17 protein-coding genes are annotated in these 21,340 nt (G+C 30.5%); 12 read left to right on the top strand and 5 right to left on the bottom strand.

Features of this window, described 5'->3' with window-relative positions; genetic code table 11:
• The first annotated feature begins 9 nt into the window (after window positions 1–9).
• The 4 genes from THENA_RS09655 to THENA_RS05250 all read left to right on the top strand — a co-directional run bounded on the left by THENA_RS09655 (window position 10) and on the right by THENA_RS05250 (window position 4,264).
• Window positions 10–1,776 (top strand): inositol monophosphatase family protein, encoded by a 1,767-nt coding sequence (locus THENA_RS09655; protein WP_052296062.1) that lies wholly within the window; start codon window positions 10–12, stop codon window positions 1,774–1,776.
• Window positions 1,777–1,803: 27 nt separating this feature from the next.
• Entirely contained in the window at window positions 1,804–2,313 is a 510-nt protein-coding gene (locus tag THENA_RS05260; protein ID WP_013756385.1) for a nitroreductase family protein, read from the top strand.
• A 14-nt stretch (window positions 2,314–2,327) separates the two neighbouring features.
• Complete coding sequence (locus THENA_RS05255) at window positions 2,328–3,305, top strand: ABC transporter ATP-binding protein (protein WP_013756384.1); 978 nt, start codon at window positions 2,328–2,330, stop codon at window positions 3,303–3,305.
• A 71-nt stretch (window positions 3,306–3,376) separates the two neighbouring features.
• Entirely contained in the window at window positions 3,377–4,264 is an 888-nt protein-coding gene (locus THENA_RS05250; protein WP_169309418.1) for an ABC transporter ATP-binding protein, read from the top strand.
• Here the strand turns inward: THENA_RS05250 and THENA_RS05245 are convergent.
• From THENA_RS05245 to THENA_RS05225, 5 genes are read right to left on the bottom strand one after another with little or no spacing between them, the layout of a single operon-like run.
• Window positions 4,261–5,451 carry an HD-GYP domain-containing protein gene (locus THENA_RS05245; RefSeq protein ID WP_013756382.1) on the bottom strand — a complete coding sequence of 397 codons (1,191 nt, stop codon included), beginning with the start codon at window positions 5,449–5,451 and terminating at the stop codon, window positions 4,261–4,263. The genes THENA_RS05250 and THENA_RS05245 overlap by 4 nt on opposite strands.
• Entirely contained in the window at window positions 5,444–6,112 is a 669-nt protein-coding gene (locus THENA_RS05240) for an HAD family hydrolase (protein WP_013756381.1), read from the bottom strand. The genes THENA_RS05245 and THENA_RS05240 overlap by 8 nt, the downstream gene beginning before the upstream one ends.
• Window position 6,113: 1 nt before the next feature.
• Window positions 6,114–7,136, bottom strand: coding sequence for a tetratricopeptide repeat protein (locus THENA_RS05235; RefSeq protein WP_013756380.1), 1,023 nt, complete (start codon window positions 7,134–7,136; stop codon window positions 6,114–6,116).
• A gap of 31 nt (window positions 7,137–7,167) precedes the next feature.
• On the bottom strand, window positions 7,168–7,920 hold the full coding sequence (locus tag THENA_RS05230) for a fumarylacetoacetate hydrolase family protein (protein ID WP_013756379.1): 753 nt from the start codon (window positions 7,918–7,920) through the stop codon (window positions 7,168–7,170).
• A gap of 36 nt (window positions 7,921–7,956) precedes the next feature.
• Window positions 7,957–8,589 (bottom strand): MerR family transcriptional regulator, encoded by a 633-nt coding sequence (locus tag THENA_RS05225; protein WP_013756378.1) that lies wholly within the window; start codon window positions 8,587–8,589, stop codon window positions 7,957–7,959.
• Window positions 8,590–8,798: 209 nt separating this feature from the next.
• Here THENA_RS05225 and THENA_RS05220 point away from each other — a divergent pair, with 209 nt between their 5' ends.
• The 8 genes from THENA_RS05220 (at window position 8,799) to THENA_RS05185 (ending at window position 21,330) form a co-directional block, all read left to right on the top strand.
• Entirely contained in the window at window positions 8,799–10,046 is a 1,248-nt protein-coding gene (locus THENA_RS05220; RefSeq protein ID WP_013756377.1) for a Glu/Leu/Phe/Val family dehydrogenase, read from the top strand.
• Window positions 10,047–10,123: 77 nt separating this feature from the next.
• Window positions 10,124–11,506, top strand: a complete 1,383-nt coding sequence (pepV, locus tag THENA_RS05215) for a dipeptidase PepV (protein ID WP_013756376.1) — start codon at window positions 10,124–10,126, stop codon at window positions 11,504–11,506.
• 58 nt (window positions 11,507–11,564) lie between these two features.
• The gene (locus THENA_RS05210; protein ID WP_013756375.1) at window positions 11,565–13,481 is read left to right on the top strand and encodes an OPT family oligopeptide transporter; all 1,917 of its coding nucleotides are present in this window, start codon (window positions 11,565–11,567) and stop codon (window positions 13,479–13,481) included.
• A gap of 3 nt (window positions 13,482–13,484) precedes the next feature.
• Window positions 13,485–13,838 (top strand): PqqD family peptide modification chaperone, encoded by a 354-nt coding sequence (locus THENA_RS05205; RefSeq protein WP_013756374.1) that lies wholly within the window; start codon window positions 13,485–13,487, stop codon window positions 13,836–13,838.
• Window positions 13,839–13,848: 10 nt separating this feature from the next.
• Window positions 13,849–14,217 carry a hypothetical protein gene (locus THENA_RS05200; RefSeq protein ID WP_013756373.1) on the top strand — a complete coding sequence of 123 codons (369 nt, stop codon included), beginning with the start codon at window positions 13,849–13,851 and terminating at the stop codon, window positions 14,215–14,217.
• Between the two features lie 28 nt (window positions 14,218–14,245).
• Window positions 14,246–15,340 (top strand): branched-chain amino acid aminotransferase, encoded by a 1,095-nt coding sequence (locus THENA_RS05195; RefSeq protein ID WP_013756372.1) that lies wholly within the window; start codon window positions 14,246–14,248, stop codon window positions 15,338–15,340.
• A 25-nt stretch (window positions 15,341–15,365) separates the two neighbouring features.
• A complete protein-coding gene (locus THENA_RS05190; RefSeq protein ID WP_013756371.1) occupies window positions 15,366–18,488 on the top strand; it encodes a UvrD-helicase domain-containing protein in 3,123 nt (1,040 codons plus the stop codon).
• Complete coding sequence (locus THENA_RS05185) at window positions 18,481–21,330, top strand: PD-(D/E)XK nuclease family protein (RefSeq protein WP_013756370.1); 2,850 nt, start codon at window positions 18,481–18,483, stop codon at window positions 21,328–21,330. Before THENA_RS05190 ends, THENA_RS05185 begins: the two co-directional genes overlap by 8 nt.
• Window positions 21,331–21,340 lie beyond the last annotated feature (10 nt).

Genomic DNA, 21,340 nt, shown 5'->3' with positions numbered 1-21,340 from the left:
GGGTGAATGGTGCAAGAGGTTTTTTTCTATGATGAATTAAATATTGCTGTATCTTTGGCCAAAGAAGTTGGATCATACTTTGATAAATTATTCGTAGAAAATCCAAAATTAGCTTCTAACAAAGTTGAGGATATAGAAGAAAAGATTTATTTGTCTTTAAGAGAAAAATTTCCAACATATGGGTTTCACTGTGAATCTATGGGGATATTGTCACAGTCAACTCATGAAAATAATATATATTGGATAGTTTCAGCTCTTTCTGGTTTAGAACCATTTACAAAAGGCTATAGAGGTGCATGCGTTTCAATTGCGCTTTTGTCCAACAGAGAATTGGTTTTGGGAGTGGTTTATTCATTTAATTTTGATGACTTATTTTATTGGTCAAAGGGATTGGAATGCGTATATAGAAATGAACAGAAAACAACTAGTGACCTTAAATCTAATGTTATTCTTACCTCATATGAGGCTGATAAAAACAGCAAAACTAATTCAATCCTTTGTTATCCGTATAAATATAAATGTGTTCCATCTTTTTCCTATAGATTAGCTTTATGTTCAGTTGGCGAAGGGGTTTTTGCGATTGATTGTTCAAATCCAACAACATTTACCTATGCTGCACCACATGCTCTTTTAGTTGGCAATAGATTAAATCTTTATGATGAAACGGGCAAAGAAGTTAGATACTCAAAGCAAGGTTATAGTGGATGTGGACAGGTATGTTTTGGAGGAGATTATAAAGTAATAAGGGATTTTGTTGGCAAAAATTGGAAGAGTGTGCTTTATAGACCGCCGCTTGAAAATGTTCTTAACCTTAATCAGACAGAAACTCCAAAGCTTGGCAAGAGTGTTAAAGATAAATGTTTATTATCTAAGGTTCAAGGCACCTTGATGGGATTGATAGTTGGTGATTCGTTTGGATACTCTAATAGTAATGAAAAGGTTATCGACTTTACTATTGAAAATCAAATGTTAGAACCTGTAAATTCTGAAATAGTTATTATTTTGTCAAGAGTTCTATCAAAATATTGCTCGTATGACTTTAAAAAAGTTATAGAATCCTATTTATATTGGTATAATTCTGAACCGTTAGAGGTAAGTTTTTCAGAATCAAGTTCCTTTAGTGCTCTTAACTATTTGTTTCACATTCCAGAAAGTTATTCTTCTGAATCTATTGACGATATTTCAAATTCCTTTTTGTTAAGGATTATTCCTATAGCAATATTTACTTTAAACTCTTCGTTTGAAGAGGCTTTTGATATTGTAGAAAAGGATTGTAAGATAACTAACCCAAATTCTCTTTGTTTGGAGTGTGCAAAAATATTTTTATATACTATAAGGTTAGCTTTAAAGAGAAGACTGACAAAAGAAGACTTATATAGATATGCTCTCAGATTTGTAAGCGAAAACGATTTTTCAGATAATGTAAAGAACGCTTTAATTAATGCAAAGACTCAGGCTCATCCAAATCACAATGAAAAATCTGAAAACGTTTTGATTTGTATTCAAAATTTATTTTATGAATTACTAAACTCAAGTTCCTTTGAAGAATCGATTATAAAAACATCAATAAGAGGAGGAGACACTTCTAAAAATTGTGCTTTAGTGGGTTCTTTGTTTGGTGCTTTATATGGATTAGAAAATATTCCTCTGTATTTCAAAGATAAGATTCTTTCAAGCAGATCTATAAAGGGTTTGCCAAAGGTTACATATCCTAGACCACAAATATTTTGGCCTGTAGATATTCTAATTATTGCTGAAAATCTTTTAAAATGTTAATAAAATTTTTAATTAGGAGGTTGCTATATGGATGCTATAGAAGCGTTGTTTAATAGAAGAAGTATAAGGATGTATACAGATAAAGAAATTCCCCAGGAATATATAGAAACTATCTTAAGAGCAGCAATGTCTGCTCCTTCAGCAGGTGGGAGCAATGTTTGCCACTACATAGTGGTGAAGGACAAGAATTTATTAAAAGAAGTTCTTAACTATCATCAATATGCTCATATGCTTTTGCAGGCTAATGTTGCAATAATTGTAGTTGCAGACCCATCTCTTGAAAAATATCCTGGTAGATGGCCTCTAAATTGTTCTGCAGCAATGGAGAATATTCTTATTGCGGCAACAGCACTTGGGATAGGATCTTGTTGGGTTGGTATTTATCCTGTAGAAGAAAGGATAAACGGTTTGAGAAAAATATTTAATATTCCTGAGAACTTAGTGCCTTTTGCAATTGCTTCGTTAGGTTTTCCTGCAGAAAGGAAAAAGCCTCATGGTGAATTAGATAAATCAATTATTCACAACAATAAATGGTAATCTAAGAATTTTTAATGTCATTACTTGAGGTAAAAAATTTATCTTTAGGGATATATTCTGAAAAGAAAAAAAGATGGTCAAAAGTTTTAAATAATGTAAATTTTAGTCTTAATCAAAATGAATTTTTAGGCATTGTAGGGGAATCAGGTTCTGGAAAAACAATTCTTGTAAATTCAATTTTAAAACTGATGCCAAAAAATTCAAAATTATTTTCAGGTTCTATATTATTTAAAGATAAAGATATTTTGAAGCTTAGTGAAAAGCAAATTCGAGAAATTAGAGGAAAAGATATTTCAATAATCTTTCAGGATCCTATGAGCTCTCTTCATCCACTCCTGACTGTAAAGGATCAGATAGTTGAAATGCTATTGGCACATGGAATTTGTAAAAAATCTGAGGCAGTTGAAATAGCTTTGGATCTTTTGAAAGTCGTTAAAATTGATCAGCCAGAACTGGTGTTAAATAAATATCCATTTATGCTCAGTGGTGGAATTAGACAGAGAGTAATGATTGCTATTGCAATTTCTTGCAATCCTGAGATTATTATAGCCGATGAGCCAACAACCGCTCTTGACGTAACTGTGCAAAAAGGTATTTTGGATTTAATAAAGAACTTTAAGAAAAAATTGAATTCTTCACTCATACTTGTTTCTCATGATTTAGGTGTTGTTTGGGAAAATACAGATAGGATAGCGGTAATGTACTGTGGAAGAATAGTAGAAAGCGGTAGGACAAAGGATGTGTTAAAAAAACCTTTACACCCTTACACTTTTGGACTTTTGTCTTCTATGCCAAAAAGGGTTACTAACAAATTAGAAATTGTAAAGGGAATCAAAGGCAGCATCTTATCTCTTGATGAATTCCCAGACAATATATGTCCTTTTTTACCCAGATGTGATTTTTCTACAAAAAAATGTAGTGAACCATTATCTTTAGAACTTGTAGATAATGACAGATTTGTAGCTTGTTTTAATAAAGGTGTATTTAAATAATGTTGTTTCGGGCAAAAAATATTCACAAAATCTTTTTTAGAAAAAGTTTTTTTGATTTTAAAAATAACGGATTGAGCGCTTTAAGTGATATAAATATTGATATTTATGATGGAGATATTATTGGAATAGTTGGAGAAACTGGATCAGGGAAGAGTACTCTTGGAAAAATTTTTGTGGGCTTAGAAAAACCTTCTCGTGGTTTTCTTTACTACAACAACAATAATATTTTTAAATTAAGCAAAAAGGATTTTAGAAAATTTCAGAAAAGCACTTCTTTTATATTTCAAGATCCTTATTCATCTTTTAACCCTAAAATGAGAGTTTTGGATATACTTCAAGAACCACTTATTCTTAACGGAGTTGAAAAAAATAAAAGAAAAGAAAGAATTGATGAGATAATTAATAATGTTGAGCTAAAGATTGAAGATCTTAACAAATTTCCACATCAATTTAGCGGTGGGCAAAGACAGAGAATAGCAATAGCAAGAGCTTTGATTCTCAATCCAAAGTTTTTGGTGGCTGATGAGCCTATTTCTTCGCTAGATCTTTCTATAAGAGCTCAAATTTTGAAACTACTTAAGGAGATTTATGAAAAAAGCAATCTTACAATGATGATAATTTCCCATGATCTCTCAATTGTTGAGTATTTGTGTAATAGGGTAGTAGTTCTTTATAAAGGTTTTATGATGGAAGAAGCTTTTACAAAAGATCTTTTCAATAATCCACTGCATCCTTATACCAAACTTTTGATTGAATCGTCTCCAACTTTATACTCTGAGAAAACTAAAGCAACTGAATTAGAAACTCCAGAATCTACAGTTGATTTTAAGGATACACAGATTAGGTTTTGTCCATTTTTAGAAAAATGTAAGCAAAAAATTGATAAGTGTAAAGAGAGCTTTCCTGAAATAATAGAAGTAGAAAAAGAACATAAAGTAAGATGTTTCAGGTATATTTAATATTCCCAGAGCATAAGTAAATTATAGGGAATAGCTTTTACAACATTTATATCTATCTTTCCTGCTTTTGCCATTTTTTCTAATATTTCTATGGCATCATTGTGTCCTAATCTATCCTTTCTGTATGGTCTTTGTTGTCTAAGTGCGGCGTAAATGTCTGCAACAGCCATAATTCTTTGAAAAATTGTAAGGTCATTACTTGTTAAGCCAAATGGATAACCGCTGCCGTCTAAGTTTTCGTGATGAAATGATGCTATATCTACAATTTCTTTATCTAAACCCAAAGTATTTAAAAATGAATATGTATAATAAACGTGTGATTTCATAATCAGCCATTCATTTTCTGTTAATTTATCTGGTTTTTCTAAAATATTATAAGGAATAAAAATTTTTCCAATATCGTGCAAGAAACCTGCAGTTTCTATTTTTTGACAATCCATAGGTGGAAATCCCATTGTTTTGGCTATTGAGACGGCAGTATAAGTTACATCGATCGAATGAAGTTTGGTAAACTCGCTTTTTGCATCAACTAGATTTTTTGCAATAGACTTAGCTAAATCTCCTAATTGTTCGTTACTTAGGATTTCAAATCTGTCTTCTATCAGTGAAGAATTTTCTTTCTTTACTTCTTCAACGTTATTTAATATAAACAAGAAATAATCATTTTTTGAAACGGATAGAAAGGCATCAAGAATATCTTTGAATGAAGCTTTATCTTTAAAAATTGAAAAAGCTTTAGCTTGAATTTCTCTTGTGCTTGTAAAGTTGCTATTTCTAATTAAAACTTCGATTTCATCGGCAAACAAGATAATCTTTGAAAGGGAGTTTTGCGTATTTTCATTATGATGGTTTTTAATAATAGATGCAATTTTATCAAAAAAGGGTATATCTCTTAACAATTCATAACCAGAATAAGCATGATTTTGTACATTAATTTCTTTCCTTTTGTTTAATTCGAGCAGATACGAGCTCTCACTTAAAAGGGCTCCAATATCGTGCAATAAGCTGCTAAGATAAAGGTCAATTCTCTGGCTTTTTTCCAGTTTCATTTCTCTTGATATAAGGTTGGCAATAAAGCTAACCTTTAAAGAATGTTCGTATGGATAAGGATTAGAAAGGAACAATGTTTGTGAGTAAGAAATATTTTCAACTAATTTTGTTATGTTAATTTTTTTGTTACTAATCATTGTTGAGTATTGAGATTATATCCATTGGTTTTTTAATATGTACAGCGCCTTTTTCTTTTGAAACTTCATCTGGTCTAAATCCCCAAAGAGCGCCAATTGGTAGAATTTCAGCGTTTTTTGCTGTAAGTATGTCTATAGCAGTATCGCCAATCATTGACCAGTTGTCCCTTACCAAATTTGAAAAAGAAATTATCTCATAAATTGCTTTCGGATTTGGTTTTTTAGGTATATGAGGTCTTGCTCCCAAAACTTTTATAAAGGGGAAATCGCGAAAGAAAAAGTGTGCCATCTCTTTTGTAAAGGGATCAGGTTTATTTGAAAGTATTGCTACTTTGTAGTTTTTTTCTCTTAGATAATCTAAAACTTCATATATTCCTTCATATGGCCTGCTGTTTTTTGACCAATTTTTCCTATAGATTTCGCTATAAGTTTTAAGTAACTTTGACTTTAATTCTTCTGAATATAGTTCTTTAGGGATAATTCTTTCTATTAAAACTTCTGAACCCTCACCAACAAAGTTTTTGTAGTTCTCTATCGGATATGGCTCTAAGTTATTTTCTATGAGAGCTTGATTTGCACTTATTGCAATATCTTCAAGCGTGTCAACGAGAGTTCCATCAAAATCGAAAACTATACCCTTTATGCTGTTTTTTATTGACATATTAATAGTTATATTTATAGATTTCTATAAAAAGTTTATTTGCTAGGTCTGGATTTAGACCTTTTAGTATCTTCTCTTCTGTCATTGCAAAATGTTTTTCTCCAAGTTTTGCAAGAGCAATTCCAACATAATAGTGATAATTTGCATTATCAGGGTCAAGCCTTATTGCATTTTTATATGCTTGAAAAATCATACCGTTATCTGATCTTTTCCAAAAGATCTCTCCAAGTCTTGTTGAAGCTAATAAATTATCAGGGTCCTTAACTAAAAGATTTTCATATAAAGTTACAGCTTGATCGTAATTCTTCTTTTCATAAGCAGTATTTGCATTTTTTAAAAGTTGCTCTGTGCTTTGGTCATTAATTATGTTAACTGGATATAAACTTGCTAAATTTTTTATGGTATATATTTTATCGAAAAGAGAATTTGCAAGAGAAGAGTTCAAATCCTTTAAAGCTCTAAATTGAAGGTATGCATTATATAAATCATCTGTAGCTAAATATGAAAGGCCAAGCTGATATCTCGCATCGGAAAATTTAGGATTAAGACTAACTGCTTTTGTATAATTTTCTATCGCTTGAGAATCATTGTGCTGATTAGAGTATACTAGCCCTAGATTATAATAAATATCAGCATTTGATGGATCTTTTTGTATAGCGTCAGATAAGATAATTATAGCGTCATTATTTCTTCCGAGTCTTCTTAATGCTATTCCCTTGGTAAGCATGGCATCAACATAGTTTGGGTTTATGCTTAAAGCTTTGGAAGCAACATCAACAGCAGTTGAAAGTTGATTGGTTCCAATATAACATTTTGCTAATTCATCATACGCCTGAACGTAAGTTTGATCTGTGTCTATTGCTTGCTGGAAAAACATTTTTGCTTTGTCAAAATTTGACTCGTTTAAATACTTTTCACCTAACAAAAAGTATTCCTTTGCAAGGTCGCTTTGTACAGATGCAAAAGAAGTGCTCGTAAAAACGAACAAAATAGAAACTAAAATTAATAAAGATTTCTTAATCATTTTTTTTATCCCTCCTAAATCATGAAATAATTTAAATTACCTTATTAGTAAGCGTTCCAATATTTTCTATCACAACACTTACCTTGTCGCCTACCTTCATTGCTCCTACTCCAGAAGGGGTTCCAGTCATAATTACGTCTCCAGGTAATAGTGTCATAACCGAACTAATAAAGCTAACTAAAAAATCTGGCTTAAATATTAAATTTGAAGTGTTAGACTCTTGTTTTATCTCGTCATTAAGAATCAATTTTATGTTTAGCGAATTTGGGTCGATTTCTGTTTCAATCCAAGGTCCAATTGGAGCAAATGAATCAAATGATTTTGACCTTGTCCATTGGACATCCTTTCTCTGTAAATCTCTTGCAGTAACGTCGTTGCCACAAGTGTAACCTAATATATAGTCTTTTGCTTCTTCAATTTTTATATCCTTTGCAAGTTTTCCAATTACCACAACTAATTCTGCCTCGTAATGAAGTTCTTTGGTTTGCTTAGGATAAAAAATTGGATGTTCAGGATGATTAACTGCTGTAGATGGTTTCAAAAATAGGACGGGTTCTGAAGGAAGAGATTCTTTCATTTCATTTGCGTGATCCATATAGTTTAAGCCTACGCATACAAATTTGGAAGGTAACACAGGAGAAAGAAGTTCAACTTCATTAAGACTTATTTTAGTTGAACCTTTCTTGATAGAATTTAAGAAATTTTCTTCTAAAATTATTACTTCGTTTCCTTCTAATATTCCAAATTTTGTTTCGTTGTGATGTTTAAATCTTAATAACTTCAATTTTTTGCCCCCTTTAGTTTTGAAATAATTTTAATTTTATTTTGAAAAGAATTTTTTCCACCAGGACTGTTGCCCTTCTTTGTTTTGTTCAAATTTTAAATTGTTAAAAAGTTCCATCAAAGTTTTGTCAGATTCTTTTTTTAATTTACTTAGCTCTTTCTCATAAGAATTTATTTTTTCTTCTAATCTGCTTAAATATTGTCTAAGTTCGAAGTTTTCTCTTTTTAAATTTGCGATTTCAACCTCTTTTTTGTTAACCTCTTTTTTTAGAGAATCAATATCTTCTAAAACTTTTAGGTTATTTTTTATTTCCTCGAGTAATGAAATCTGTTGAGAAAGCAAATTGCTTAAACTTTTTTCTGTATCAAAATTTTTTAAATCTTTACAAGTCTCTGATTGAACACTAGTTATTTTATTTTGGTTAACCAAATTAGATTTATCTTTGACATCAATATTTAAAGATTTTTTTATTTCATCTGTAGTAAATCCTTTTTTATACATTTCGTTAATTTTAATTAATTGAGGAATGCAATTTTTATTATATCTTTTAGACCTTTTTTCATTATTAATATCAAAAAGAGATTCGAATTTATTTATATATCTTCTGATTGTAGATTCCGCAATATTGGTTTCCTTTGAAAGTTGTTCTAAAGTTATGTAATTTTCCATATCTAAATTATATTATTTTTTTATAAAAGATCAAATTTGCAATTTAGTAAGTAAGGAGTATAATGTTAATTATACAAAAAATTGTATAATATAAAATTTTTTTATTTAATACATATTATTTTTGTTATTTGTTAAAGTGCTTAATAAATAATAAAATATATTATATTAAATTTTGAATATATGCTCTTAAATTTAAGGAGGCGGGTAGGTTGAATTTGATTAACCCATTTGAGGTTGTTCAAGATCAGTTAGATGAGGTTATGCAGATTTTGAAGATAGATAGTAATGTTATGCAGATTCTAAGAACGCCTATGAGAGAAATTCACGTGTCTATACCTGTAAGGATGGATAACGGTGACTTAAGAGTCTTTCATGGCTTTAGAGTCCAGTATAACAATGCTTTAGGCCCATGTAAGGGAGGGATAAGATTTCATCCTGAAGAAACTATTGACACTATTAGAGCTTTGGCTGCATGGATGACTTGGAAAACGGCTTGTATAGGTTTACCACTTGGGGGTGCAAAGGGTGGTGTAATATGTAACCCTAAAGAAATGTCTATTAACGAACTTGAGAGATTGGCAAGAGGTTATATTGATAAGATTTGGCAACTTATAGGTCCAGATCAAGACATTCCTGCTCCAGACGTTTATACCAATCCTCAGGTTATGGCGTGGATGATGGATGAATATTCTAAAATAATTGGTAAAAATCAGTTTGGAGTTATTACTGGTAAACCAATTAAAATGGGGGGATCTCTGGGGAGAGAAGATGCAACAGCAAGAGGAGGAATGTCTGTTTTAAGAGAGGCTGCAAAGTATTTAGGACTTGATCTTGCAAAGTCTACAATAGCTATTCAAGGTTTTGGAAACGCAGGCTATTATGCGGCTCTATTAGCTGAGAAGATGTTTGGCATGAAAGTAGTGGCAGTTAGTGATAGTAAGGGTGGAGCCTTTAACCCAAATGGTATTGATGCTAAAGCTTTGAAAGAACACAAAGAAAAAACTGGACATGTAAGCGGTTTTCCTGGTGCAAAGGACATAACTAACGAAGAACTTTTGCTATTGGATGTAGATGTTTTGGCGCCATCTGCTCTTGAAGAAGTCATTACAAAAAATAATGCGAATGATATTAAAGCAAAAATTATCCTTGAACTTGCCAATGGTCCAACTACGCCCGACGCTGACAAAATCTTGTTCAAAAAAGGAATTCATCTTGTACCTGATTTTCTTGCAAATGCAGGAGGTGTAACTGTATCTTATTTTGAGATGGTCCAAAATTTCTATATGTATTACTGGGACGAGGATCTGGTTTATAAAAGACTTGATCACAGAATGACCGAAGCCTACAAAAATGTTTTAAAGGCTGCTAAGGAATACAGTATCAGCATGAGGCAGGCCGCTTATGTGGTAGCAATCAAAAGAATTGTTGAAGTAATGAAATTAAGAGGGTGGTGGTAATTGGTTTTTTATAAGCTTTAACAATTTTATCTTTTTTTAAATTCTTAATTTAAGAAGATGTAAAGGAGAATATGTAGATGGATTATTTATCTTTTGTTGAAAACAAAAAAGCAGAATTTTTGGAAGATCTGAAAAAAATCTTATCTTATCCTAGTGTAAATCAAGAAAAGTCTGAGGGAGCACCATTTGGGGTGGAAGTTAGAAAATGTTTGGATGAAACTTTAAATATCGCTAAAAGAATGGGTTTTAAAACTTTTGTAGTTAATGATGCGGTTGGGGTAGTTGAGTACGGAGATTCAGAAGATTATGTAGGTTCTTTGGCACATCTTGACGTTGTTCCTGCTGGAGAAGGTTGGGATAGCGATCCCTTTGTTGCTAGAATTGACGGGGATAAAATTTATGCTAGAGGTGCAATTGATGACAAAGGACCAGCTATGGCTTCACTTTATTCTCTCTATGCCATAAAAGAGCTAGGAGCAAAAATAGGGAAAAAAATTAGGCTTTTGTTTGGTACAAATGAAGAAGAAGGTTCAAACGATATGCCTTTGTATCTTGCAAAGGAAAAACCACCTATTTACGCATTCTCGCCCGATGCTGAGTTCCCAGTAATACATTCTGAAAAAGGCATGGTTTTTGTGAGGGTATCCTGGAACTTTAATCAAAGTACTGACGGAGTGATTATAGAAGAGATTACTGGTGGAACTAAAGCTAATGTAGTTCCAAATAAAGCAACTGTGATTTTAAAAAATGCTGATGAAAAAATAGTTTCTGAAGTTATAAAAAAATTTGAATCAGAAAAGCCATTTAAGTGGAACGTTAAATATGGCAAAGAAATATCTGTTGAGTGTATTGGTAAAAGCTCACATGCAGCGCATCCAGAACTCGGTTTAAATGCAATAATGGGATTAATTGAATTTCTTTCAAAATTGTCTTTAAATTCCAAAATAAAAAGTACAATTGATTGGCTTGCTGCCTATATTGATGGTGAGACAGATGGAAAAAAATTTGGTATCTTTTGTGAAGATAAATATGGTAAGCTTACGTTTAATGTTGGTATTGTTAATTTGAAAGACAATGTGTTTTCCTTGGATATCAACTATAGAACGCCTGTAACTTTAGATTATGATGCTATTAATGAAAAGTTTGTAGAAATTGTTGAAAAAGCTGGCGCAAAAGTTGAATTTTTGTTAAAGGATAGACCACTTTTTTATCCAGAAGATCATTTTTTGGTTAGAACTTTGTTGGAAGTTTATAGAAAATATGTTAAATCTAACACACCTCCACTCTCTATAGGCGGAGGTACTTATTCTAAGCATATACCGAACACTGTTTCTTTTGGCCCCCTTTTTGAAGGTGAAGAGGATTTGTGTCACCAGGCAAACGAATTTGCTAAGATTTCAGACTTAATTAAGTGTTCTGCAATATATGCTGAAGCGTTGTTAAAATTATCAAATTGCTAAGATCTAAAAAGCTAAACTAAACTAATTAAATTTTTAATCTATAGAAGGTGAAAAGATAATGGAAAATAGAAAGAAACTTAATTACCTAAACGTCTCTGGACAAGAATATGTACCTTATATATCCGCTGATAAGGTTATTCCAGAGTTTACAGTGACAGCAATTTTACTTGGTGTTTTTTTGGCAATAGTTTTTGGTGCAGCCGATGCATATTTAGGTATGAAAGCAGGTTTGACGGTTAGTGCTAGCATTCCTGCTGCAGTTATGTCTATGGGTATTTTGAAGGGTATTTTCAGAAGAGGTACGATTTTAGAGAACACCATTGCTCAAACAATTGCTTCTGCAGGTGAAGCAATCGCTTCAGGAGTAATATTTACAATACCTGCTTTGTTCTTGTGGGGATATAATCCTGGACTTTTGGAAGTTGACACAATGGCATTACTAGGTGGTGTTTTAGGAGTAGTTTTAATGGTACCACTTAGAAAGCTTCTAATAGTTAATGAACATCACAATTTACCTTATCCAGAAGGGACAGCCTGTGCGGAAGTTTTGGTTGCTGGGGATCAAGGTGGTACAGGTGCAAAAACAGTCTTTATGGGTATAGGTGTTGGAGCGTTGTATCAATTTTTGATGGACGGCTTGGGTCTTTGGAATGAGACTCCTGATTGGGGTATTCCTGGATTAAAAGGAGCTGCAATAGGTTTTGATACGTTGCCTGCTCTTTTGGGCGTAGGATTTATAATAGGACCAAGAGCTTCCTTTACAATGCTTACAGGAGGTATGCTTAGTTGGCTTGTTTTGATGCCTTTGATTTCATATTTTGGTAGCGGATTAACTGCTCCAATTTATCCTTCGAAAGTACCTATTTCACAGATGAGCTATTGGGCGCTGTGGAGCACTTATATTCGCTATATTGGAGCAGGTGCTGTTGCAGTTGGAGGTTTGATAACGCTTATAAAATCTTTGCCAACTATTATTGGATCTTTTGACGCAACAATTAAAGGTTTAAGTAAGAATAAAAATAACAATGGTATTAAAGACATACGTACTCAAAGCGATATGCCATTTTTATTGCTCTTAATTATTGTAGGTATTATATTTTTCTACGTAGCTCTTACCCCCCAATTCAATATTGGATTCCTTGGTGCATTTCTTATGTTAATATTTTCTTTCTTCTTTACAACGGTGTCATCTAGAATTGTCGGTATTATTGGTTCATCTAGTAACCCTGTGTCAGGAATGACAATAGGAACAATAATTTTGGTGGCTATAGTTTTTAGATTGTTTGGTTGGGTTGGAGATACTGCAATGGTTGCAACACTTATAACAGGTGCTTTAGTTTGTATTTCAATTGCAGTTGCTGGGGATACATCACAGGATTTAAAAACGGCATTTTTAGTCGGCGCTACTCCTAAAGCTCAGCAATATGGAATGATTATAGGTGCTGTTGCATCATCCTTTGTAATTGGTTCAATTTTAGTCATGCTTAGTCATGCTTATGGTTTTGGAACAAAGGAATTGCCTGCTCCACAAGCTATGCTTATGTCTTTGGTTATTAAGGGTGTAATAGGTGGCACAATGCCATGGGCATTAGTAGCAATCGGTGGTTTTGTAGCTATTATTGCTGAGATTTTAGGCTTGTCTGTTTTAGCTTTTGCTGTTGGGATGTATTTGCCAATTTTAACGTCTGCTGCAATTGCAACAGGTGGATTATTACAACTGGTTCTTTCCAAAACTGTTAAAGATAAGGATATTTTAAAAGCTAAGATAGAAGAAGGGGTCCTCTTGAATTCCGGCTTAATTGCTGGAGGATCTTTGATGGGTGTAATTCTTGCCTTTCTAGTATATGAAAATATTAATATTGCAGTTAACTTTACATGGGGCGGATTTGTTAATGCTGTTTCTCTCTTAATTTATTTCCTCTTGGCAGTTGGCGTTTATATCTATCTTATGAAGAAAAAAGTTGAGGTAGAATAAATTTTGTTTGGAAGCAAAAAAAATAAAGGTAATCTTTTGGAAATGTATCCTGTAAAAAATTCAAATGTCTCAGATGAAATGATAGACGGTCAGCTTAAGCTGACCGTCTATCATGCTGGTATTTTTCGTTCAACATATGAAAAATGGTTCCCTAATTATGGTAAGAGCTTTATTAATTTAGATAAATATGGCCAATTTGTATGGCAGCACTGTACAGGAAATTTTACTGTAAATGATATATTTATTCAAATGCAAAAGCACTTTAGCAACGAACCAGATCTGACTCTTGAAAGACTTGTTGTCTTTATTAGAATTTTGGTTAATAATAAATTAATTAAATTGTTGAAGGAAAAATGAGGGTTTTTGTATGAACATTGAGTTTTATATTTTGGGCACTCTATCCTTTGCAATTATGGGAGCTTTGCTTTATATATATGGTTATAAGCGTTCCTATAATATGCCGAAAGAACTTCAAAAGCAAATAGGCTTAAAACTTGAAAAGAAGGTAATATCATTTATTTCAAGTCATTCACAAGGAGTTACTTTAAATGATGTTGCAAATGCAATTAAAGATGTGAAAGTAGGAAGTCATTTTCAAGGGTATAAATTTAGTGTAAGCGATCCTTTAATTGCTGCTGAAGCAGTTTTAGACAAATTAATAGAAACTAATAAAGTTAAAAAAATAAAAAATAAAAATACAACGAAGTATTTTTTAGTGAGCGAAGAAGTAAAATAAAATTATCTTTAATTTAGGAGGATTACAGATGGAGATTAGTTACAAATTGAAAAGTAAATCAGATAGAAGATCTGAACCTTTTAAACCTACCTCAACTCTTTCTTTTGGCCAATTAAGAACAGATCATATGTTTTTGTTAAATTATGAAGATTCAAAATGGCAAAATGCTAGAATAGTGCCATATTCAGATATTCCAGTTTCCCCGGGTGCAATTGCAATTCACTATGGCCAGGCTCTTTTTGAGGGCGCAAAAGCTTTTATGCATGAGGATGGTGAAATATATTCATTTAGAATTGATAAGAATGCTAAAAGATTAAATGTGTCTGCTGAAATTCTTTGTATGCCTCAACTTGACGAAGAATTACAAATAAAGGCTATTCATGCTCTAATAGATGTTGATAGATTATGGTTTCCGCTTCAAGAAGGAGCATCGCTTTACATAAGGCCATTCATGTTTGCGACAGAAGACTCCCTTGGAGTACATCCATCTAGTAAATATATTTTTGCTGTTATACTGTCGCCTAGTGGTCCTTATTATCCTGCTGGATTTACTAAGCCCATTAAACTTCTTATTACAAAAAAATTTCATAGAGCTGTGAGTGGAGGTACAGGTGCCGCAAAGGCTGCGGGAAATTATGCTGCTTCTTTAAGAGCTGGAGAATTTGCAAAGAAATTTGGTGCTAGTCAGGTATTGTATTTGGATTCTGAAAACAAATACATAGAAGAAGCAGGAGCAATGAACCATTTTCATATTGAAAAGGATGGTACAGTTGTTATACCTGAGTTTACAGACACTATTTTAAGGAGCATTACATCAGAGTCTATTCTTGAGTTACAAAATGTTTTAGGTTTAAAAGTTGTACAGAGAAGGGTTTTATTGGACGAATTTGTTGAAAAAATTAAATCAGGCGAAATAATAGAAGCTGGAGGATTTGGCACTGCTGCTGTTATTTCACCAGTTGGGGAATATATTTTTGAAGATGGTTCGTCGATAACAGTAGGAGATGGAAAAGTAGGAAAATATACGAAAAAAATTTATGAATATTATACTGGCATACAAAACGGCAAAATAAAAGCTCCAGATGGTTGGTTAAAGAAGGTTGAAAGAATCAATAAAGATTAATATTATTTTGTGTGGATAGTATTCTTTGGAAGATGGGTTAAAGAGAGTATCAAGATTACAAAGAGATGATGAACTAACTTTTCCCCACTTTTATTTAGTAAGCGCATCTGCAGGTTCTGGCAAAACTTATACTTTGTGTATGAGGTTTTGCCAGTTTTTGTTGTCAAAATGTATACAAAATAATAATTTATCAAATATCATTGCTCTAACGTTTACAAAAAATGCTGCAAACGAAATGAAGCAAAGGATTTTGGAATGGTTAAAAAGAATATCTCTAGGTTTGTTAAGCGAAGATGATAAAAATAATTTAATTGAATTACTATCTCTCCCCTTTAATGAAATCGTTACTCGATCTGAAAAGCTAATAGATTTAATATTTAATAATTTTTATGAATTTCAGGTAAGCACGATCGACAGCTTTATGTCAAAAATTTTTAAGGTGATGGCATTTGAAACTAACATTTTAGCAAGTAATATAAAAATTGATATTGAAGAAATAATTGATTTTGCTGTTGATAAATTCATACAAGACATTGATTTTCTTGAGCTTGAGGAGTTTATAAAAGTTATTGCTTCAAACAACTCTATAAGCTTTAACCCAAAAGAAGATTTGAAAAAAAATTTATTAACTTTATTGAATTTAGAGAATAGGAAACTAGGATACTTTAAAGAAAATAAGGATATTGAGCCAGCTTTAGATAAAGTAAAATTACTCATGAGAAATTTAGCTTTATTGGCTGAAAAGTCTTTAAGAAAGAGTTTTAAGCTAAACGGAAAAATTAAAGAAGAGAATTTCTATAAACTTATAGAAAAATTAAATAATCCTGAAAAAAATATAATCAACATTATTAAAAGTATTTATAAAACCTTCCCCTTTAATAAAGAAAAAAGTGATGATTATATCTATTTGAAATCTGAATGGGAAAAAAATATTTCTGAGATATACACATATTTACCAATTTTGAGTCAAATAAGATTTCAGCCATACATTAAATTGCTTAGTAAATTCAAATTAACTTTAGAAAATTGCTATAAAGATTTTGGTGCTATTTATATTGGCAACATGAATAAAATGATTTTTGAAAATCTTAATGAAGAAACTATTACAAAGATTCAGTTTTGCTTAGGAAGTTACGTTTATCATATTTTAATAGATGAATTTCAGGATACAGATGAAGTTCAATGGGCCTGTATAAAAAAACTTTGTGATGATCTTTTGTCTAGAAATGGTTCAGTCTTTGCTGTCGGGGACATAAAGCAGTCTATTTATAGTTTTAGAGGGGCCAACTATAAGATTATGAAGGAAACAATAGAAAAACCAACTAAAAATACTTTTTTGCTGAATCTTGAGAAAAATTTTAGAACTGATGGAATTATAATTGAAAATATCAAGAATTTTTTTCAAAGGGATATATCTGACAAAGTATCTGAAACGAATAATATTTCAGGCTTAAAGGATTTTATTCAATTTCCTTTGGAAGAAAGAAAGAATTCAGGATTTTTTAAAAGCCAAATAGTTTTTTTTGATGAGCCTGAAGATAAAGAGATTCTCGATAGTAAAGATGTTAGAATAGGTACTTTAAAAACTGAACTGCTTAATTTGATTTATGAATTGAGTAAAAGATATAAATTAAGTGATATTGTAGTACTAGCTAGATCAAATTCTCAAGTAAACAAAGTTGCCACGTGGCTTATAGAAAATGGATATAACGTAGTTTCAGAAAGCTCAATGGATATCAGAGATAGGAAAATAATTCGAGAAATTGTTTCGTTACTAAAATTCATAGAATTGCCTAATGATAACTTAAATTTTTCTATTTTTATTTTAGGCAAGATAATGAACAAAATTTTTGTTGATAATAATATTTCTCAAAATGAGATAAGAGAATTTATATTTTTAAACAGAAATAAAAATTTATTTAACTCATTTAAGAATAATTATATAGACTTATGGAATAAATATTTCAAAGAAATATATTTTAAATCTGGCTATATCTCAATGTATAATCTTATTACTTTGATTTACTCAATTTTTAAAATTCCTGAAAACTTCCCAGAGGAGTCGGCCTATTTAGTAAAATTGTTGGAAATTATTTCTGAAATAGAATTGACAGGATATGTAGACATAAATAAGCTGCTATATCTTATCGAACAAGATAAAAGTGAGTTTTTTAGAATTGAAATTTCTAATTTTACTGATGCATTAAAATTAATGACTGTTCATAAAGCAAAGGGTTTAGAGTTTCCTGTTGTAATAAATGTAATTGATGCTGAAAATAACTATGCCCTTATTAATAAGAAAAAGCTAGATTATAGTTTCTTTATTTATGAAGAAAAAACCAATTTTGAAGCGGATAAAAGCTCACTTTCACTGCTTCATATTACAAGAGAAGTAGCACAAAAGAATAACTTTTTAAATGAGATTTTATCTGATAAGGATGTTGATTGTATTTTAGACGACTTGAATCTTTTATATGTTGCAATGACAAGGGCAAAATTTGAACTTTATAATTTTATGTGTATTAAAAAGATAGAAACTAGTGACAATTTGTATAATCTTGAAAAAGAAGATGGAGAAAAAAAGAAAATAATTGATGTTGAAGTAAATGATTTTGAGTTTGATAATTTTAAAATTAATTATGAATTTACGGTTGAGCCTTTGGGTATAGAACAAAATTGGAAAAAGAATGACATAGCAAGTATAAAAAGAGGAATTTTATTTCATAAAATTTTGGAAAGAATAAAATATAAAGAGGATCTTTTTGGCTTGGAAAATATAACTAAACTTTATGAAAACGATATAAAGCTTTTTGAACCAGAAATAGCAAAAAAAATTTCATCTATAGTTATGAACGAACAATTTTCTAAATTTTTTAGCCCTCTTAACAAAATTTTTACAGAAGTTGATTTTGTTGATAAAAAGGGTAATCTTTTTAGGATTGATAGATTGGTAATAGAGAAGGATATTATTTATGTTGTGGATTATAAAACGAGCTTAAAAGAATATTATAAAAATTTTGAAAAGAAAAACTATCTTAGGCAGATTAAGCTTTATATGAAACTTGTAAAAAACTTTTACAGGAGAAGTACTGTAGGGGTAATATTAGATATTGATAATATGTCGAAAGAAATTATAAAAGATGAGTAATCTTAATTTTTGGACTAAAAATAGTGAAAAAATAATATGGTTAAAGGAAGATAGCGATCTAATTGATGAAATTGTTAACTGCATAGCTAGTAATTTAATTTCTGAAGAATATATCGTTATTTTTCCAAATAGAAGGGCGATTCATTATTTTTACTCAAAAATTGCTAAGCGCATACGAACAGCATCTAAAATTCCTGCGACTTATTCTATTGATGATTTTGTTGATTATATATATGAAAGAAAGATTAATGTTTATAGGAAAATTAATATTATAGAATCTATTGACATAATCTATATGCTATTGGGTAATCCAGAAAAATTTGATTCCTTTAAAAAAATTCATAATTCCTTCGAAGAATTTATTCCTTGGGGTGAAGAATTTTTTAAAAATTTTGAAGAGCTCTTGATTAACAATGTAAATTTTAATAGTTTTGATAAAATAAATGTTTTTTCTAGTTCAAAATTATATGAAAACTCTTTAATTTATAAAGTCTTAAAAACTGATTTTACTAACATTATTAAGGATTTCTTTGAGTTGTATAAAGACTTTTACTCAGAACTTGAAAATAGAAAACTTTCTACAAGAGCTTCAAGATATAATTTTGTCCAGAGAATAGAATTACCAGAGAAAACTTATATAATTGGAGGTTTTTCACGTTTAAATAAATGCGAAGAAGAACTTTTTAAAAACATATTAAGTAGTAGAAAATCACACATTTTTGTGAAAAAAAGTTTTAATTTTTATGATTTGGAAAACAAAAAATTTTATATATATCAATCTCAAACTTTAAATGGTCAGGTTCTTAAATTGAGAAATATATTAGAGCAAAAAAAGCCTTTAAACTATAAAGACGTTATAGTATTAACCTCTGAAAATAGTTTATTTCCTGTATTATATAATGCTATTCCTGCAGGGGAAAAGTACAATGTTTCAATAGGCTATCCTCTTTCAAGAACACCAATATACTCTTTGTTTGATATGGTTTCTATTTTACTATCCAGAATGAATAACTTAAAGTTTTATGCTAAAGACTATATAAATCTACTTTTTCATCCATATATAAAAACTCTGAAGTTTGATAAATTTTCTATTGTTTCAGAAAATTTCCCAAATATAGAAAATTTTGTCACTAGAATTATTTTCCAAAAAATTCAAGAAAATATTAGGAACAAAAACAAAATTTTTATTTCATTAAGCGAATTTGAAAGAAATTCAGAAATTTTTAAAGAGGTTCTTGATGCTATTAAATCTTTTGACGTGAAAATTAATTCAGAAGATAATTTTACATCTTCTTTGAGCGAGTTTCTAATTGAAATTCATAACAAAGTAATTAAATTATTTTTAAATATAAAGAATTTTCCTGATTTTATACAGAGAGCAGTTGATTTATTGGATTATATATCAATAAAATCTTTAGGGCACCTGAATCTTTATGGAAACAACTTTTTTAGATATGCATATGAAACTCTTTTCGACTTATATTCCACTAGGATCTCACACGCTAAGTTTAAAAATTTAAATCAGTACTTTAATTTGTTAAAATTTTTTATGCAAAGCTCCAGGATTCCATTTTCTTCTTCTATTTTAGATGGTATTCAGATTTTAGGTGCACTTGAAACAAGAAATATTAATTTCGATAGAGTTTTCTACTTGGATATTAGTGATGATAAACTGCCAAATGTGAATAAAGAAGAACTTTTTTTGACGCAAGATATAAGAAGAATTTTAGATCTACCTACAATAAAAGAGAGAGAAGAACTTCAAAGAACTAACTTTATTAATTTAATAAATAGTGCTAAAGAAGTTTATTTTTTTTATTCTAATTCTGACTCAAGAACAATTTCGAGGTTTGTAGAGAATATAGTTTGGGACTTACAAAAGATAAGAGGATCTATTGAAATGCCTATTGACAGTAAAGGCATAAATTTTCAGGCTTCATTTGCCCAAGAAAATCCTGTTCCTATCGAAAAAAATGATGATATTATAAAGTTTCTTAAAGACTTTGAGTTCAGTCCTACTTCTATCGACAGATATCTAAGGTGTCCACTTTCATTTTATTTTGCCTATGTCTTGAATTTGAAAGAGCACAAAGAGATAGAAGAAGATATTAGCAGCATAGAAATAGGCAATATAGTTCATGAAATTTTACATTTTTATTTCAAAAAATGGCTTAACGTTGAATTTATAAATGTAGATTTTGATAATGAGTTAAAAGAAATATATAAAATTTTAGATATAAAATTTCAAGAAATTGAATCAAAAGAAGTTTTGCTCCAGAAGGAACAATGTAGACTAGCATTAAGGAATGTTTTAGAAAAAAATATTAAGGAACTTAACAGTATGAAGATCTTGTTTCTTGAAAAGGAGTTTACTACAAAACTTTCTTTTAATGAGTTGAAAGTAAGGTTGGTTGGAAGAGTTGATAGAATACACAAGTTGAAAGACGAATATTTTTTGATAGATTACAAAACAGGTGTTTCGAAGATTCCTAAATCAAATTTTTTGCCGACGTTAGAAAACAGAAATTTGTGGTTTGAGAATATTAGATCTTTTCAGTTGCCATTTTATATATTTTTGTTTGAAGAGTTTAAAAAAATAAACTTTGAACAAATAATAGCTGGTACTTGGAGTTTAAAAAATATTGATGATGAAAAATACTTTCAATTTAATTATGAAACTCATAATGCTTATTTTAATGCCTTGAAGTATCTAATTTCAGAAATTTTGAACAAAGATGTGCCTTTTTTGCCTGTTTCTAATAAAACTGAACAAAGATGTGCCTTTTGTCTGTATCAAACTATTTGTTCGAGACAGTGGGTAAAGAAAAGAACTATTTTATAATTTTTAAATA

It is taken from the genome of Thermodesulfobium narugense DSM 14796, assembly GCF_000212395.1.
Lineage (GTDB): Bacteria > Thermodesulfobiota > Thermodesulfobiia > Thermodesulfobiales > Thermodesulfobiaceae > Thermodesulfobium > Thermodesulfobium narugense.
The sequence above is the reverse complement of the archived record's forward strand: the minus strand, read 5'-3'. Positions and strand labels throughout refer to the sequence as shown.